Here is a 16,594-nt window from a genome sequence, read left to right as displayed (position 1 = left end):
CCCGGGTCAGCGGCCGAGCGCGCGGGCGATGTCGTCGACATCCCGCAGGTCGTTGAAGATGTGCAGGGCGACCCGGGCGTTGCCGGCGCGGCGGGATGCCACGATCCCCGCCGCCCGCAGGCGGTCGACGTCGTCCCCGTCCACATCCGGCCAGGTGACGATGGGCGTCGCGCGATCGGGGGTCGGCAGGTCGAGACGCTCCCGGAGCGCGGCCGCCAGCCCCGTCACCTCATCGCGCAATGCGTCGGCGTCGGCGTCGGCGAACAGGGCGAGCGCGGGCTCCGCGCCGACGAACGCCTGCCACGCCGGTGACACGTCGAACCGTCGAGCGGATGCCGCCAGTGCCGCATCCGGGCCGTAGCACGAGGCCCACGGGTCCGATCCGGCGTACCAGCCCGCCTGGCGGGGTGCGATCGAGGCGGCGAAGTCCTCGTCGAGCGTGAGGAAGGCCACGCCGCGAGGGGCGCACAACCACTTGTAGGCGTGGCAGACGAGAGCATCGAACGAGCCGGCGGCCACCGGCATCCATCCGACGGCCTGCGTCGCGTCGCAGAGCGTCCGGATACCGTGGTCCCGAGCCGCTGCGACGATGGCGTCGGCGTCGGCCACGGCTCCCGTCGCGGACTGGACGATCGAGAAAGCGACCAGCGCGTCGCCGTCCCGGAGCGACTCGGCGAGCGCCGTCAGAGGGACGGTGCGCACGGTGATGCCGCGACCGGCGTGGACGAAGGGCAGGACGAGCGAGGAGAACTCGCCGTCGGGGCAGACGACGACCGCTCCGTCGGGCAGGGCTGCCGCGATGAGGCTGACCATCGCCGAGGTCTGCGCGCCGAGTGCGACGGCCCCGGGATCGACGCCCACCAGACGAGCGAAGGCGGCACGGCACCGTTCGGCGACCGCGGCGTAGCGGATCGGGTCGGGCAGGACGTCGAGGTCGGCGCGGACGGCGTCCCGCGTCGCGAGGGAGGGGATGCCGGAGGTGCACGCCGCAACGTAGCCGCGGGCGTCGGGGAAGGACGCCCGGACGGCAGCGGGGGAGAGGGCCATGCATCCATGGTCCCGGCCACCGGAGGATTGCACCACGGCAGGTATTGCATCGTGGACATGACGTCGCGTTATATGTCTTCGTGCCCACCTCTCTTCCCGACCTCTCCGTCGCCGAACTCCGGATCGTGAAAGCCATCGGAGACGCAGGGTCGGTGACCGCGGCCGCCGTCGCTCTCGGCTACAGCCAACCCGCCGTCAGCCAGCAGATCCGCCGCCTCGAATCCCGCCTCGGCATGCCCGTGGTGGAGCGGGTCGGCAGACGGATGCGGTTGACCGAGGCCGGGCGCATCCTCGCCCGGCACGCCGCCTCGATCACCACCGCCCTGGGCGCGGTGGCGGGGGAGCTCGCCGACCTCAGCGGTGGACGGAGCGGGACGGTGCGCCTGGTCGGCTTCCCCTCCGCATCCCCGACCGTCCTTCCCCGCCTCATGCGGCGCCTCGCCGAGACCGATCCCGGTGTCTCCCTGACCTACGTCGAGGCCGAGCCCCCCGAAGCGGTCGCCGCCGTCCGCGCCGATCGTGCGGACATCGCCCTCACCTTCAGCCACCCCGGCGACGGTACGGATGCCCACGGCGACAGCATCCGCGGGCTCGACGCTCGTCGCATCGGCGCAGAGGACCTGCTGCTGATCCTCCCCGAAGGGCATCGGCAGGCCTCCGACGACGTCGTCGAGCTCGAAGCGCTCGCGGGCGACGACTGGATCGCCGGCTGTCCGCGCTGCCGCAGCCATCTGCTCGACTCGTGCGCGCGGGCGGGGTTCCTTCCCCGCATCCGGTTCGAGACGGACAACGTCGCGGCCGTCGAGCAGCTCGTCGCGCAGCAGGTCGGCGTCGCGACCCTTCCGCGGTTGGCGGTGGCCTCCTTCCCGCTCGTGGCCGGCGTCCGCACGCGCCCTCTCGCCTCGGGCGACCGGCGGGAGCTCCACGCGGTGTCGGCGCGCGGCGCCGCACGGGTCCCCGCGGTCGCCACGGTGCTCGGCCACCTCGAAGCCGCTGTCGCCGAGATGACATCGGCTCCCCGCGCCGCCTCGCGGGCGAAGTAGGGTGAGCCCCATGCATCAGCGTCCCCTCGCCGCCACCGGTCGTTCCGTCTCCGCCATCGGCCTCGGTACCTGGCAATTGGGGGCGGACTGGGGCGATGTGTCCGAGGCCGACGCCCTCGGCGTGCTCGCGACGTCCGTCGAGGCCGGGGTCACCCTCTTCGATACCGCAGACGTCTACGGCGACGGGCGGAGTGAGACGATGATCGGGCGCTTCCTGGCGGAGCATCCCGGCCACGGCGTGACGGTCGCGACCAAGATGGGGCGCCGACTGCCGCAGGAGCCCGGCAACTACACGGCCGAGAACTTCCGCGCCTGGACCGATCGGTCGCGCCGGAACCTCCGCGTCGACACCCTCGATCTCGTTCAGCTGCACTGTCCGCCGTCTGCGGTCATCGACGCCGATGAGACGTACGACGCCCTCGATGCGCTCGTCGCCGACGGGGCGATCGCCGCCTACGGCGTCTCGGTGGAGACCTGCGCGCAGGCGCTCTCGGCCATCTCGCGACCCGGCGTGACGAACGTGCAGATCATCTTCAACCCGTTCCGCCTCAAGCCGCTCGACGAGGTCCTGCCCGCCGCCGCCGCCGCGGGCGTCGCCGTGTTCGCTCGGGTCCCTCTCGCGTCCGGCCTCCTCAGCGGCCGGTACACGACGTCCACGTCCTTCGCCGGCGACGACCACCGGTCGTACAACCGCAACGGCGAGGCGTTCGACCGGGGCGAGACGTTCTCGGGGGTCGATTACGAGACCGGTCTCGTCGCGGCCGAAGAACTCGGCGCGGCCCTGCCCGACGGTGTCTCGCTGCCCGCGGCATCCCTCGCCTGGATCTCATCGCAGACCGGTGTCACCTCCGTGATCCCCGGAGCACGGACGACCGCTCAGGCGACATCCAACGCCGCGGCGGGACTCATCGACCCCGCAGTCCTCGACACCTTCGCCGCGGCGGTCGTCGACGTCTACGACCGCCGTCTCCGGGCGGACATCCACCCGCAGTGGTGACACCGGGGGTGGGGATGCCGCCCGCCGCCGCCCCGCTGCACTCGCTACCGTGAGCGCATGATCGTCGATGTCGCTGGGGTCCTGTTCCGCTGGGAATCGCGGAGGGACGACTGGTACTTCGTGCCGTTGCCCGAAGAGGTGAGCGCCGACATCCGCGAGGTCCCGCGTCCCGGGCGCGGTTTCGGTTCCGTGCCGGTGAGGGCCACGGTCGGCGCGACGAGCTGGCGGACGTCGATCTTCCCGGACGCCGGCCGCGGGGTCTACGTCCTTCCGCTCAAGCGGTCGGTGCGTGAGCGCGAGGGGATCTCCGACGGCGACACCGTCCGCGTCCGGCTCGACGTTCTCGACGGCTGAGAGCGCGTCCGCCGTGTTCGCAGGCACCACGGATCCACTCGCTGTCACCCTGATCACCCTCGCGTACCTCTGGGTGGCCGTGGCATCCGTCGCACTCACCGTCATCGACGTCAGGACGCACCGGCTCCCCAATGCGTGGGTTGTCCCGGGTTATCCCATCGTCGGCGGCCTGATGCTCCTCGCGTGCCTCGCCGGAGCGCCGTGGGCGTCACTCCTGCGCGCGGCGATCGGCGGCGCGGCACTGTTCGTGTTCTACCTCCTCCTGCGCGCGGCCGGCGGCGGCATGGGCGGTGGGGACGTCAAGCTCGCCGGGGTGCTCGGCATCGCGCTGGGATGGGTGGGCTGGTCCGCGCTCGCCGTCGGCGCCGTCGCGGGCTTCGTCTTCGGCGGGCTCTACGGCATGCTCCTGCTCGCGACGCGCCGCGCCGGCCGACGCACCGCCGTCGCCTTCGGCCCGTGGATGCTGCTGGGCGCGTGGGCGGGCATCGTGTGGGGCGCGTCGCTCGTCGACCGCCTCGGTCTGTGACGCGTCGCCGCTGGCAGATCCTTGCCCCGTACGCAAGGGGAGGTCGGCCAGCGCGGGTGCCTCGGTAGCGTGAGGGGATGGCCGATAGTACGAAGACCCCGCTGATCCCGCGCCTCATCGCGCGGGCACTGTCCCTGCGGATCGTCCGTGCCTACCTGCGGTACAGCGAGCGGCGGGGGCCGATGCTCGCCGACAGCGTGACCTACCGCACCCTCTTCAGCGTGTTCGCGGGAGTCCTCCTGGGGTTCTCGGTCGCCGCGCTCTGGCTGTCGGGCAACCCGCAGGCGTGGCAGGGACTCCTCGACGCGGTCGACCGCGTGATCCCGGGACTCGTCGGCGAGGGCGGCCTCATCGACACCGAGAACCTTAGCCAGCCGGTCGCCTTCTCTCTCGCTGGCGTGCTGTCCCTCATCGGTCTGATCATGGCCGCGATCGGGGCCATCGGATCGCTCCGCACGGCCCTGCGGATCGTCGCGGACAAGGTGCACGACGACACGCTCTTCATCATCGTCCTCGCGCGGAACCTGCTCCTCGCCATCGTCATCGGCGTCGGACTGGCGGCTGCGGCGGTGGCGACGGTGCTCGGCACGGCGGGAGTCGGCCTCGTGGCCGGCTTCGTCGGCGTCTCGCCCGAGAACCCGCTCACGGTCGGCGTGAGCGCCACGGTCGGCATCCTCGTCACGTTCCTCCTCGACACCGCCGTCGTCGCCCTGCTGTTCCGCACCCTCTCGGGTGTCCGCGCTCCGGCACGGGCACTGTGGACCGGGGCGCTCATCGGCGGCGTCGGACTCACCGTGCTGCAGCAGCTGTCGAGCCTCTTCGTCGGCGGTGCCGGGTCCAACCCGCTGCTCGCATCGTTCGCGTCGCTGATCGCCCTGCTCCTGTGGATCAACCTCTCGTGCCAGGTGATCCTCATCGCCTCGTCCTACATCGTGGCGGCCACGCTCGAGAGCGAGGATCGCGTCCGCCGCGTCCACGGCGCGAGGACCCTGATCGAGCGACGGGTGCAGACCGCGGAAGACCAGGTGAAGGCGGCGGCCGACGAACTCCACGCCGCTCGCGCGGCGCTCGCCGAGGAACGCGCCGACTGAGCGGCATCCGTCACATCCTGATCACCGCCGTGTGAACTCTGACGCATCCGCTCGGCGCTGCCGGGCGAGGGTGTGTACCGTCGAACCGTGAAGAACCCGCGCCTTCAACCGACTCACCCGATCGCCCTTGCGCCCGTGCAGGCACCCGAGCCCACCGTCGACGGCTTCGTGACCCAGTTCCTCCGGAACCTCAACAACGGGCGCGGCGTCGCGCTGTCGACGTCGACGGCCAACGATCGGTACTTCGCGCTCGCCGCGACGGTGCGCGACTACCTCATGGCACGGTGGCTCGAGGATGTCCGGCGTCAGCGCACGATCCAGTCGAAGGGTGTCGCGTACCTCTCGGCCGAGTACCTGCTCGGTCGGCAGCTCGACAACAACCTGCTCGCCACTGGCCTCACCGACATCGCCGACGAGGCGCTCGTGGCGTGCGGCCTCGACCTCGACGACGTCCGCGCGATGGAGGTCGAGCCGGGTCTCGGCAACGGCGGACTGGGACGGCTCGCGGCGTGCTTCATCGACTCTCTGGCGACCCTCGGTGTCCCGAGCGTCGGGTACGGCATCCGATACGAGTACGGCATCTTCCGGCAGACCTTCGTCGACGGGCAGCAGGTCGAGCAGGCCGACTCCTGGCTCGCGCTCGGCTCGCCCTGGGAGTTCCCGCACCCCGAGGCGGCGCGGACCGTCTCCTTCGGCGGCCACACCGAGACCTACGACGACGGGGGAGTGACGCGGACGCGCTGGGTCCCCGCGTGGAACGTCCTCGCCGTGCCTTACAACTACATGGTCCCCGGCTACCACAACGGCCGCGTCAACACGCTCCGGCTCTGGAGTGCGCAGGCGACGCAGGGCTTCGACCTCCGCGTCTTCAACGCCGGCGACTACCAGGAGGCGGTGCGGGCGCAGACCTACGCCGAGAACATCTCCAAGGTGCTCTACCCCGAGGACTCCACGCCGCAGGGCAAGGAACTGCGTCTGCAGCAGCAGTACTTCTTCGTCGCGGCATCCATCAGCGACTTCGTCAATCTCATCCTGCCGACGGATTTCGACCTCGCGAATCTTCCCGACCGGGTCATCTTCCAGCTCAACGACACGCATCCCGTCATCGGTGTCCCCGAGCTCATGCGCGTGCTCGTCGACGAGAAGGGGCTCGAGTGGGATGCCGCGTGGCAGATCACCCAGCAGTGCTTCGCCTACACGTGCCACACCCTGCTGCCCGAGGCGCTCGAGGTGTGGCCGGCTGACCTGCTCGGTCGCCTGCTTCCGCGGCATCTGGAGATCATCTACCGGATCAACGACGAGTTCCTCGAGGCGGTCCGCGAGCGGTTCGGTGACGATTCGGAGCGGATCCGCCGCATGTCGATCGTCTCGCCCGACGGGGCGATCCGGATGGCCTACCTCGCCACCGTCGCCGGGTCGAAGGTCAACGGCGTCGCGGAGCTGCACTCCCAGCTGCTCCGCGAGAAGGTCCTGCCGGACTTCGACGAGTTCTACCCCGACAAGTTCACGAACGTCACGAACGGGGTGACGCCGCGTCGGTTCGTCAAGCTCGCCAACCCGGGATTGTCGCGTCTGATCACCGACACGATCGGCGCGGGGTGGCTCACCGACCTGGATCGGTTGCGCGAGCTCGAGGAGTACGCCGACGATGCCGAGTTCCGTTCCGCCTTCCGCGCGGTGAAGGCGGCGAACAAGCGGGTGCTCGCCCGCACGCTCGCCGAGCGCGACGGGCTCACGGTCGCCGACGACCACCTGCTCGACGTGATGGTGAAGAGGCTCCACGAGTACAAGCGTCAGACGCTCAAGCTCCTCCACATCATCACGGAGTACGACGCCATCGTCTCGGGCCGCGTGACGCCCGACCAGGTGACTCCGCGGACCTTCGTGTTCGGCGCGAAGGCGGCGCCCGGCTACGCGATGGCCAAGCGCATCATCCACCTCATCAACGCTGTGGGATCCGTCGTCAACGACGACCCGCGCGCCGAGGGTCGACTGAAGGTGCTGTTCCCGCCGAACTACAACGTGACCCTCGCGGAGCGCATAGTCCCGGCCGCCGACCTGTCCGAGCAGATCTCGCTCGCAGGCAAAGAGGCCTCCGGCACCGGCAACATGAAGTTCGCCCTCAACGGTGCCCTCACGATCGGCACGGACGACGGTGCGAACGTCGAGATCCGCGAGCTCGTCGGCGACGACAACTTCTTCCTCTTCGGCATGGCCGAGCCCGAGGTCGCCGACCTGCAGGCGCGGGGCTACCACCCCATCGACTTCGTCCGCGCCGACGAGAACCTGTCGCGCGCTCTCGAGCTGATCTCCTCCGGTGCGTTCTCCGGCGGGGACGCCTCGGTGTTCGAGCCGGTCGTGTCTAACCTGACGCACCACGATCCCTTCATGGCGCTCGCGGACTACACCGACTACATCGCCGCGCAGAAGCGCGTCGACGCCCTGTACGCCGACCAGGATGCGTGGACCCGCGCCGCGATCCTCAACGTCGCACGGTGCGGCTTCTTCTCGTCGGATCGGTCGATGCGCGATTACATCGACCGCATCTGGCACACCCCGCCGATCCTCTGAGTCGCCGGGATATCACCGCCTCGGCCCGCTGACAAGGCATCGGGTCGAGCTGCATCCGCCCGATTAGAGTCGGTAGCGGAGGTTCATCATGGCTATTGCACGACTTCACGGCGGTCCGCTCGACGGACAGGTCATCCCGCTCGAAGAGGACACGGATCGGCTGATCCTGCCCTACAGCGAGACGCAGATCACGTACGAGCGCTCGGGCGCCGACGAGAACACGGGAGAAGACGACGGACCCACGTCCGCCGACTTCCATTTCATCGCCGCTCAAGACGACATCGACCCGTCCGCGGACGAGCGCGACGACCGTTCGACCCTTGACGACTGAGCCGGAGCACTCGCTCGAGATCGAGCGGACCTACGACGTCGACGCCGGGACGCCGCTGCCCGATTGGGCACGGCTTCCCGGCGTCGCCGTCGTCGGCGCGCCCGAGCCCCGCGAACTCGACGCGCACTATCTCGACACGGTGGACGGAGCGCTCGGCCGCGCGCGCGTCGCCCTGCGTCGCCGGAGCGGCGGCCCCGACGAGGGGTGGCACATCAAGCGCGTGACCCCCGAGGGTAAGGCCGAGTCGCGCTGGCCGCTCGACGACGGCGACCCGGAGCACATCGTCGTCCCGGCAGAGATCGAGAGCGTCCTCGCCGAGATCGCAGCGCCCCCGTTCGCGCCCCTCGCTCGCATCCGGAACTCGCGCACCGCTTACGCCCTCCTCGACGCCGGGGGAGGCCTCCTCGCCGAATTCGTCGACGACCGCGTCACCGCGACGGATGTCCGCCGGGGCGTCGAGACGGCCTGGCGCGAGTGGGAACTCGAGCTCGGGCCTGCGGCGCCCGCGGATGCCGCCGCCCGCGACGCGCTCTTCGATGCGGCCGACGAGCTGGTCCGTGCCGCCGGCGGAGACGTGTCGGCGTCGGGCTCCAAGCTCGAACGCGCACTCGGTCTCTGAGCCGCCGCACCCGTTAACGCACTGACGCCGCCCCCGGCTTCGTTCGGGGCGGCGTCAGTCGTGATCGTCAGGTTACTGAAGACCCCATCGATCCGATAGGTCTTCCCGCTGCGATCAGAGGTTGATCATGTGGCCCGCGAGGCCGTGGAACGCCTCCTGCAGGCCCTCCGAGAGGGTCGGGTGCGTGTGCACGTTGCGCGCGGCCTCGAGGGCGGTGAGGTCCCACTTCTGGGCGAGCGTGAGCTCGGGGAGGAGCTCGGACACGTCCGGACCGATGAGGTGGCCGCCGAGCAGCTCGAGGTGCTCGGCATCCGCGATCAGCTTCACGAAGCCGACCGGCTCTCCCAGGCCGTTGGCCTTGCCGTTGGCCGAGAAGGGGAATTTCGCGACCTTGATGTCGTAGCCGGCGTCGCGGGCCTGCTGCTCGGTGAGCCCGAACGAGGCGACCTGCGGCGAGCAGAAGGTGGCGCGGGGCATGTTGCGGTAGTCGCCCAGCGTCTGGGTCTCGGCCTTGCCGATCGTCTCGGCGGCGACGACGCCCTGCGCCTCGGCCACGTGCGCGAGCTGCAGCTTGGCGGTGACGTCGCCGATGGCGTAGACGCCGTCGACGTTCGTGCGCATGTAGTCGTCGATCTCGATCGCACCGCGCTCGGTGAGCTTCACGCCGGTCTTGTCGAGACCGAAGCCCTCGACACGCGGAGCGAAGCCGATGGACATGAGCACCTTGTCGGCTTCGATCTGACCCTTCGCGCCGTCGGCGTTCGCCGAGTACGACACGGTGACCTTGTCTCCGGAGTCGACGACGGACTCGACCTTGGTCGAGGTGAGGATGTCGATGCCGTACTTCTTGTACTGGCGCTGGATCTCCTTCGAGATCTCGACGTCTTCATTGGGCAGCGCGCGATCGAGGAACTCGATGATCGTCACCTTCACGCCGTAGTTGCTCATGAAGAACGCGAACTCCATGCCGATGGCGCCGGCGCCCACGATGACGATCGAGTTCGGCAGCTCACGGGTGAGGATCTGCTCCTCGTAGGTGACGACGTTCTCACTCAGGGTGACGCCGGGTAGGAGGCGCACGGTCGAGCCGGTCGAGATGATGACGTTGTCGGCGGTGACGGTCTCGGTGGAGCCGTCGGACTTCGCGACCTCGATGGTCTTCGCGTCGAGGAACGTGCCGCGACCGTCGTACTCGGTCACCTTGTTCTTCTTCATCAGGAAGTGGATGCCCTTGACGTGGGTGTCGGCGACCTTGCGGCTGCGGTCCCACGCGACGCCGAAGTCGAAGCTCACGTCACCGCTGATGCCGAACAGGTCGGCCTTGTGGGTGAAGGTGTGCGCGAGGTCGGCGTTCTTCAGAAGAGCCTTCGAAGGGATGCAGCCCACGTTGAGGCAGACACCGCCCCAGTACTTCTCTTCGATGATGGCGGTGGACAGTCCGAGCTGTGCTGAGCGGACGGCCGCGACATAGCCGCCGGGGCCGGCACCGAGGATGACGACGTCGTAGTGAGGCATGCGACAAGCCTAGCCCGCTGCGGGTGCCGTCACTCCTTCGCGGCGCCCCGTCGTCCGCGCACGATCGCGACGGCGAGGACGACTCCGACTGCCGCGAAGATGATCGGGTCGCACGGCGGGGGAGGTACGCGATCTGCTCCTTGTGAGAAGGGGACGATGTGCGTCAGGCTACCCAGGCGGGGAGCGGCTCGTCGTGCCCGACGACATCCAGGACAACGCCCCTCCGCGCGCCCCGATCCGGGGTGCCCGGCAACCGGGAGCGTGACCGATCGGTTACTGTGGAAGAAGGAGGACATCGTGGACGACAATCAGCGACCGGGCGGCGACATCCATCGTGGTGCCGAGACCTCGGCGCACCCGCGTCTCGTGGACTCGACGCAGACGTTCGGGCACGACTCGGACCTTTCCTTCGTGCCCTTCGGCGCGGAGTTGACGGCGGCGGAGGTCGAGGCGATCAACGCCCTTCCGGCGCGTGCCGCGCTCCTGATCGTGCGTTCGGGCCCGACTGCGGGTGCCCGCTACCTGCTCGACACCGACGTCACGACCGTGGGTCGTCACCCCGAGGCCGACATCTTCTTCGACGACGTGACGGTGTCGCGTCGTCACGCCGAGATCACCCGCACGGGTGCGACGTTCGAGCTCATCGACCAGCGGTCGCTGAACGGCACCTACGTCAACGGTGAGCGCGTCGATCGCGCAACCCTGACGGACGGCGCGGAGGTCCGTGTGGGCAAGTTCCGTCTCAACTTCTTCGTGGCTCCTGCCGAGCGGGCGATCAGCGCGTGAGCCCGGCCGCCGCGACCCGGGGACGAGCAGCGTCCTCGGGCTCCTTGAGCATCGGTCAGGTCCTCGCTCGGTTGAGTCCCGAATTCCCCGCGCTCACGGCGAGCAAGCTCCGCTTCCTCGAAGTCCAGGGCATCGTGACTCCCGTGCGCACCGACTCGGGGTACCGGAAGTTCTCCCCGGCTGACGTCGAGCGGCTGCGGACGGCTCTCACGATGCAGCGTGACTTCGGCATCCCGCTCGCCCGCATCCGCGAGTACCTCGAAGAACACGGCGACGACGTCGCTCCCGCTCCTCCCGCCTCCATCGTTCAGACGTCGCGACGCTACCGTCGCGACGAGCTCCTCAGCACGGCCGGCGCCTCCACGACACTGCTCAACGAAGCAGTCTCCGCGGGGATCATCGCTCCAGCCGACACCTTCGACGAGCGGGCACTGGGAGTCCTGCGGTCGCTTGTCGCGCTGAACGCTCACGGCATCCAGCCTCGCCACATCCGCACCATCCGTCAGAGCGCCGAGCGCGAGGTCTCGTTGATCGAGAGCGCCATCGCCCCGCTGCTGCGCCGGACGGATGCCGGTTCCCGCGCGCAGGCCAGTGAGGTGGCGCCCGAGCTGGCACGGCGTCTCGAAGAGATCCGGCAGGTGTTCGTCAGCGCCGCGCTCGAGCGCTTGACGCCGTGAGTCCCTTCCGCGACACGCCGAGGCCCGGGAGTCGGATGTCATTGCCCGAGGCCCCTCCCTCCTCTAGCGTTGAAGAACCGATCACCTGCAGGAGGCCTCGATGACTGCGCACGACGCGCTGGGCGAGCAGAAGTTCTCGACAGAGCTCCTGTTCACCGACGGCCTCCCCGAGATGGACGACGAAGTCGGTTACCGCGGTGCCCAAGCGGCTCGCGCAGCCGGTATCACCTACCGCCAGCTGGACTACTGGGCGCGCACCGAACTGGTGGAGCCCACGGTCCGTGGGGCGAGCGGGTCGGGATCGCAGCGACTGTACGGCTTCCGCGACATCCTCGTCCTGAAGCTCGTGAAGCGTCTTCTCGACACCGGTATCTCGCTGCAGCAGATCCGCATCGCCGTCGACCAGCTGCGCGCTGCCGGCATCCGCGACCTCGCCGGGACCACGCTCATGAGCGACGGAGCCTCTGTGTATCTGTGCACCTCGAACGACGAGGTCATCGATCTGGTCAGTCGGGGCCAGGGCGTCTTCGGCATCGCCGTCGGAAAGGTGCTCCGCGAGGTCGAGACCACGCTGGTCGACTTCGACGCTCAGCAGCCCGAGCAGATGGACGAGCTCGCGGCTCGTCGCTCAGCCCGCTCGGCCTGACACTTCGGCGACGCCGGCGCACGACGCGCGTCGCCCGTTGTCGTGCGCCCGGAGGTCAGGCGGGGGAGACGGCTCCGGAGACGGGGATCCTGCCGGTGCGGACGATCCGGTCGAGCAGCGAGTCGAAGTCCGCGGCGAGCTCCTGTGCGGAGTCGCCCGGCCAGATGTGCAGGGGCTTCGCCGCGCCCTGAGCCTGCTGCAGCGAGGTGCGCTCGGGCAGCTGAGGGGTGAGGACGAGCGGACCGAACATGTCGCGGAGTTCCTTGATGCGGAACTGGTGCTCGATCGACTGCGGGCGCACACGGTTGACGACGATCCCGAGGGGCTGCAGGCGCGGCGAGAGGCCGCGACGGATCTCCTCGATGGCGCGGAGCGCGCGGTCGGCGGCGGCGACCGAGAAGAGACCCGGTTCGGTCACGACGACGACGCGATCGGATGCCGCCCACGCCGTGCGGGTGAGGGCGTTCAGCGACGGCGCGCAGTCGATGAGGACCAGGTCGTAGTCCGCCTCGATGGTCGCGAGCGCTTCTTCGAGCTTCCAGACGTCGCGGACGCTCGGGTGCGGTCCGTCGAAGTTGATGGCGGAGGGGCTGCCGATCATGACGTCGATCGTCCCGGGGTGGACCTTCGCCCAGCCGCTCGAGGTGATCGCCTGTCGGACGACCTTCTCCTTGGGATTCGCGAGGACGTCGGCGACGTTGAGACGCCCCGCCACCTGGATGTCCATCCCCGTCGACACGTCGGACTGCGGGTCCAGGTCGACGACAAGGGTCCGCACCCCGCGCGCGAACGCCGCGGAGGCGAGGCCCAGGGTCACGGTCGTCTTGCCGACGCCACCTTTGAGGGAGCTGACGGAGAGTACGTGCACAAGCGACCACGTTACCGTCCCCTAGGCTGTGAGGGTACTCAGCCCGTACCTCGGCGGCCCCGACGCAGCGGCCCCGCACCCTGTAGAGGGGAAGAGCATGTTTCGGAAGATTCTGGTCGCAAACCGCGGAGAGATCGCGATCCGCGCATTCCGCGCGGCGTATGAGCTGGGGGCCCGCACGGTGGCGGTCTTCCCGTACGAGGATCGGTACTCGCTTCATCGGCTGAAAGCGGATGAGGCCTACCAGATCGGCGAGGTGGGGCATCCGGTCCGCGCGTACCTCGACGTCGACGAGATCATCCGCGTCGCCCTCGAGAGCGGCGCGGACGCGATCTACCCCGGTTACGGGTTCCTGTCGGAGAATCCCGAGCTGTCCGCGAAGGCCGCGGCCAACGGCATCGCGTTCATCGGCCCGTCCTCGACCGTTCTCGAGATGGCCGGAAACAAGGTCACGGCGAAGCAGCACGCCATCGCGGCAGGTGTGCCCGTCCTCCGCTCGACCGAGGCATCCGACGACATCGATCACCTGGTCGCGCAGGCGGGCGACATCGGCTTCCCCATCTTCGTGAAGGCCGTCGCCGGCGGCGGCGGGCGAGGGATGCGTCGCGTCGAGCACCCGGATGCGCTCCCGCCCGCCCTGTCCGAGGCGATGCGTGAGGCGGGCAGCGCGTTCGGCGACGCCCGCGTCTTCCTCGAGCAGGCCGTCCAGCGACCCCGTCACGTCGAGGTGCAGATCCTCGCCGACAAGGCCGGCACCACCGTCCACCTCTTCGAGCGCGACTGCTCGGTGCAGCGTCGCCACCAGAAGGTCGTCGAGATCGCGCCGGCGCCCAACCTCGACGACGAGATCCGCCGGAGCCTGCACGCGTACGCCGTCGCTTTCGCCGAATCGATCGCATATGAGAACGCCGGCACCGTCGAGTTCCTCCTCGAGACGGCGGGCCCGCGCACCGGCGAGGTCGTCTTCATCGAGATGAACCCTCGCATCCAGGTGGAGCACACCGTGACGGAGGAGGTCACGGATGTCGATCTGGTTCAATCTCAGATGCGCATCGCATCGGGGGAGACGCTGGCCGACCTGGGTCTCCGTCAGGAGCAGATCCAGCTGCGCGGAGCCGCGCTGCAGTGCCGCATCACGACCGAGGATCCCGCGCACGGCTTCCGCCCCGACACCGGCAAGATCACGACCTATCGCTCGCCGGGGGGTGCCGGCATCCGTCTCGACGGAGGTACGACCGCGGCCGGGTCGCAGATCAGCCCGCACTTCGATTCGATGCTCTCGAAGCTGACCTGCCGTGGTCGCGACTTCGAGGCGGCCGTCATCCGGTCCCGGCGCGCCCTGGCGGAGTTCCGCATCCGCGGCGTCTCGACCAACATCCCCTTCCTGCAGCGTGTCCTCGACGACCCCGCCTTCGTCGCGGGCGACCTCAGCACGGCCTTCATCGACGAGCGTCCTGAGCTCGTCCTCGGCCGCGAGTCGAAGGACCGGGGATCCAAGATCGTCTCGTGGCTGGCCGATGTCACGGTGAACCGGCCGAACGGCGACAGCCCGGTCCACACCGATCCCGCCGCGAAGCTCCCCGCGGTCGATCTGAACGCGGAACCGGCGCCGGGATCGCGTCAGCGTCTGCTCGAGCTGGGGCCGAAGCGGTTCGCCGAGGCGCTCCGCGCGCAGCCCGGCCTCGCCGTCACAGAGACGACGTTCCGCGACGCACACCAGTCGCTCCTGGCGACCCGGGTGCGGACGAAGGACCTCGTCCGCGTGGCGCCGCACGTCGCCCGGCTGACGCCGCAACTGCTGTCGGTGGAGGCATGGGGCGGCGCGACGTACGACGTGGCACTCCGCTTCCTCGGCGAGGACCCGTGGGAGCGGCTCGACGCGTTGCGTACCGCGCTCCCGAACGTCGCGATCCAGATGCTCCTACGCGGTCGCAACACGGTGGGGTACACGCCGTACCCGACGAGCGTGACCGACGCGTTCGTGGCCGAAGCCGCCGCATCCGGGGTCGACATCTTCCGCATCTTCGACGCGCTGAACGACGTCAGTCAGATGCGCCCCGCGATCGAGGCCGTGCTGGCGACGGGGACGGCGGTCGCGGAGACGGCCGTCTGCTACACGGGAAACCTGCTCGACCCGGCGGAGGACCTCTACACGCTCGACTACTACCTCCGTCTCGCCGAGCAGATGGTCGAGGCCGGGGCCCACATCCTCGCGATCAAGGACATGGCGGGGCTCCTCCGTCCCGCTGCCGCGACGAAGCTCGTGACGGCGCTCCGCGAACGCTTCGACCTCCCGGTCCATGTCCACACGCACGACACCGCCGGCGGACAGCTGGCGACGCTCCTGGCCGCCAGCGCGGCGGGGGCGGATGCCGTCGACGCCGCCGCCGCGCCGATGTCGGGCACGACGAGTCAGCCCTCCCTCTCGGCGCTCGTCGCCGCGATGGCCGACACCGAGCGCGACACGGGCCTCGACCTGCAGGCGGTCGCGGACCTGGAGCCGTACTGGGAGGCGGTGCGCAATCTGTACGCACCGTTCGAGTCCGGGCTGCCCGGCCCCACCGGACGCGTCTACCACCACGAGATCCCCGGCGGGCAGCTGTCGAACCTTCGTCAGCAGGCCATCGCGCTGGGGCTGGCGGAGGACTTCGAGCTGATCGAGGACATGTACGCCGCGGCGGATCGCATGCTCGGCCGCATCCCCAAGGTGACGCCGTCGTCGAAGGTCGTGGGCGACCTCGCGCTGCACCTGACGGCGGTGAAGGCCGACCCCGCGGACTTCGAGGCGAACCCCGAGAAATACGACGTCCCCGATTCGGTGGTCGCGTTCATGGCGGGCGAACTCGGTGACCTGCCGGGCGGGTGGCCGGAGCCGTTCCGTTCGAAGGTTCTCGCCGGTCGATCGAGGAGGGTCGGCGTGACGGAGATCTCGGCAGAGAACGCGGCGGCGTTGAACGCCGACTCGGCGACCCGACGTCAGACGCTCAACCGGCTGTTGTTCCCTGCGCCGACGAAGGCCTACCACGAGGTGCGGGAGACCTTCGGCGACCTCAGCGTCCTCGACACGATCGACTACCTCTACGGCATGCGGCCCGGCCAGGAGCACGTCGTCGAGATCGAGCGCGGCGTTCAGCTCTACGTGGGGCTCGAGGCGATCGGCGAGGTCGACGACAAGGGGATGCGGACGGTGATGGCGACCCTCAATGGTCAGCTCCGTCCGGTCACCGTGCGCGATCGCGCCGTCTCGGTCGAGGCCCGGCAGGCCGAGAAGGCCGACACGTCGAAGCCCGGCCAGGTGGCAGCACCCTTCTCGGGCGTCGTCACCGTCAAGGCCGAGGAGGGGACGAAGGTCCGGGCGGGTGAGCCCGTGGCATCCATCGAGGCCATGAAGATGGAGGCGGCGATCGCCGCCCCCGTCGACGGCGTCGTGGAGCGGATCGTCATCGCGACGACGGCGCAGGTCGAGGCCGGCGACCTTTTGCTCGTGGTCCGTCCCGCGGACTAACCTGGTGCGTCGGGCTTT

At 69.6% G+C, this 16,594-nt stretch carries 15 protein-coding genes; 12 read left to right on the top strand and 3 right to left on the bottom strand.

What is annotated here, in order from left to right; genetic code table 11:
- Positions 1 to 6: 6 nt before the first annotated feature.
- Entirely contained in the window at positions 7 to 1,047 is a 1,041-nt protein-coding gene (locus tag H286_RS0106740; protein ID WP_020097553.1) for an aminotransferase class V-fold PLP-dependent enzyme, read from the bottom strand.
- A gap of 80 nt (positions 1,048 to 1,127) precedes the next feature.
- Here H286_RS0106740 and H286_RS0106735 point away from each other — a divergent pair, with 80 nt between their 5' ends.
- The 8 genes from H286_RS0106735 to H286_RS0106700 all read left to right on the top strand — a co-directional run bounded on the left by H286_RS0106735 (position 1,128) and on the right by H286_RS0106700 (position 8,579).
- Complete coding sequence (locus tag H286_RS0106735) at positions 1,128 to 2,090, top strand: LysR family transcriptional regulator (RefSeq protein WP_018186424.1); 963 nt, start codon at positions 1,128 to 1,130, stop codon at positions 2,088 to 2,090.
- Positions 2,091 to 2,100: 10 nt separating this feature from the next.
- Positions 2,101 to 3,087: an aldo/keto reductase gene (locus tag H286_RS0106730; protein WP_018186425.1), complete on the top strand. Its 987-nt coding sequence runs from the start codon at positions 2,101 to 2,103 to the stop codon at positions 3,085 to 3,087.
- Between the two features lie 57 nt (positions 3,088 to 3,144).
- On the top strand, positions 3,145 to 3,441 hold the full coding sequence (locus H286_RS0106725) for a DUF1905 domain-containing protein (protein ID WP_018186426.1): 297 nt from the start codon (positions 3,145 to 3,147) through the stop codon (positions 3,439 to 3,441).
- Between the two features lie 13 nt (positions 3,442 to 3,454).
- A complete protein-coding gene (locus H286_RS0106720) occupies positions 3,455 to 3,967 on the top strand; it encodes a prepilin peptidase (RefSeq protein WP_018186427.1) in 513 nt (170 codons plus the stop codon).
- Between the two features lie 77 nt (positions 3,968 to 4,044).
- Positions 4,045 to 5,058, top strand: coding sequence for a YihY/virulence factor BrkB family protein (locus tag H286_RS0106715; protein ID WP_018186428.1), 1,014 nt, complete (start codon positions 4,045 to 4,047; stop codon positions 5,056 to 5,058).
- A gap of 87 nt (positions 5,059 to 5,145) precedes the next feature.
- Positions 5,146 to 7,629, top strand: a complete 2,484-nt coding sequence (locus H286_RS0106710; RefSeq protein ID WP_196800623.1) for a glycogen/starch/alpha-glucan phosphorylase — start codon at positions 5,146 to 5,148, stop codon at positions 7,627 to 7,629.
- 88 nt (positions 7,630 to 7,717) lie between these two features.
- A complete protein-coding gene (locus H286_RS0106705) occupies positions 7,718 to 7,960 on the top strand; it encodes a hypothetical protein (protein WP_018186430.1) in 243 nt (80 codons plus the stop codon).
- Complete coding sequence (locus H286_RS0106700) at positions 7,950 to 8,579, top strand: CYTH domain-containing protein (protein WP_018186431.1); 630 nt, start codon at positions 7,950 to 7,952, stop codon at positions 8,577 to 8,579. The genes H286_RS0106705 and H286_RS0106700 overlap by 11 nt, the downstream gene beginning before the upstream one ends.
- A gap of 114 nt (positions 8,580 to 8,693) precedes the next feature.
- Here H286_RS0106700 and lpdA read toward each other — a convergent pair whose 3' ends face one another.
- Positions 8,694 to 10,094: a dihydrolipoyl dehydrogenase gene (lpdA, locus tag H286_RS0106695; protein WP_020097551.1), complete on the bottom strand. Its 1,401-nt coding sequence runs from the start codon at positions 10,092 to 10,094 to the stop codon at positions 8,694 to 8,696.
- A gap of 297 nt (positions 10,095 to 10,391) precedes the next feature.
- On the opposite strand from lpdA, the gene H286_RS0106690 reads away from it, so the two are divergent.
- From H286_RS0106690 to H286_RS0106680, 3 genes are all read left to right on the top strand, one after another.
- Positions 10,392 to 10,880 (top strand): FHA domain-containing protein, encoded by a 489-nt coding sequence (locus H286_RS0106690; RefSeq protein WP_018186434.1) that lies wholly within the window; start codon positions 10,392 to 10,394, stop codon positions 10,878 to 10,880.
- A complete protein-coding gene (gene ftsR / locus H286_RS0106685; RefSeq protein WP_028497418.1) occupies positions 10,877 to 11,557 on the top strand; it encodes a transcriptional regulator FtsR in 681 nt (226 codons plus the stop codon). The genes H286_RS0106690 and ftsR overlap by 4 nt, the downstream gene beginning before the upstream one ends.
- A gap of 100 nt (positions 11,558 to 11,657) precedes the next feature.
- A complete protein-coding gene (locus H286_RS0106680) occupies positions 11,658 to 12,203 on the top strand; it encodes a MerR family transcriptional regulator (protein ID WP_018186436.1) in 546 nt (181 codons plus the stop codon).
- Positions 12,204 to 12,258: 55 nt separating this feature from the next.
- Here H286_RS0106680 and H286_RS0106675 read toward each other — a convergent pair whose 3' ends face one another.
- A complete protein-coding gene (locus H286_RS0106675; RefSeq protein ID WP_018186437.1) occupies positions 12,259 to 13,071 on the bottom strand; it encodes a ParA family protein in 813 nt (270 codons plus the stop codon).
- 97 nt (positions 13,072 to 13,168) lie between these two features.
- Here H286_RS0106675 and H286_RS0106670 point away from each other — a divergent pair, with 97 nt between their 5' ends.
- Entirely contained in the window at positions 13,169 to 16,576 is a 3,408-nt protein-coding gene (locus H286_RS0106670; protein WP_018186438.1) for a pyruvate carboxylase, read from the top strand.
- Positions 16,577 to 16,594 lie beyond the last annotated feature (18 nt).

Origin of the sequence: Microbacterium sp. 11MF (genome assembly GCF_000383475.1) — a bacterium.
Classification (GTDB): Bacteria; Actinomycetota; Actinomycetes; order Actinomycetales; family Microbacteriaceae; genus Microbacterium; species Microbacterium aquilitoris.
This window is presented reverse-complemented; position numbering and strand designations above follow the sequence as displayed.

Bases quoted from the DNA above. Each gene is read 5' to 3' on its own strand.
- H286_RS0106740 (WP_020097553.1), bottom strand. From the start codon at position 1,047: ATGGCCCTCTCCCCCGCTGCCGTCCGGGCGTCCTTCCCCGACGCCCGC.
- H286_RS0106730 (WP_018186425.1), top strand. From the start codon at position 2,101: ATGCATCAGCGTCCCCTCGCCGCCACCGGTCGTTCCGTCTCCGCCATC.
- H286_RS0106725 (WP_018186426.1), top strand. From the start codon at position 3,145: ATGATCGTCGATGTCGCTGGGGTCCTGTTCCGCTGGGAATCGCGGAGG.
- H286_RS0106715 (WP_018186428.1), top strand. From the start codon at position 4,045: ATGGCCGATAGTACGAAGACCCCGCTGATCCCGCGCCTCATCGCGCGG.
- H286_RS0106705 (WP_018186430.1), top strand. From the start codon at position 7,718: ATGGCTATTGCACGACTTCACGGCGGTCCGCTCGACGGACAGGTCATC.
- lpdA (WP_020097551.1), bottom strand. From the start codon at position 10,094: ATGCCTCACTACGACGTCGTCATCCTCGGTGCCGGCCCCGGCGGCTAT.
- H286_RS0106680 (WP_018186436.1), top strand. From the start codon at position 11,658: ATGACTGCGCACGACGCGCTGGGCGAGCAGAAGTTCTCGACAGAGCTC.
- H286_RS0106670 (WP_018186438.1), top strand. From the start codon at position 13,169: ATGTTTCGGAAGATTCTGGTCGCAAACCGCGGAGAGATCGCGATCCGC.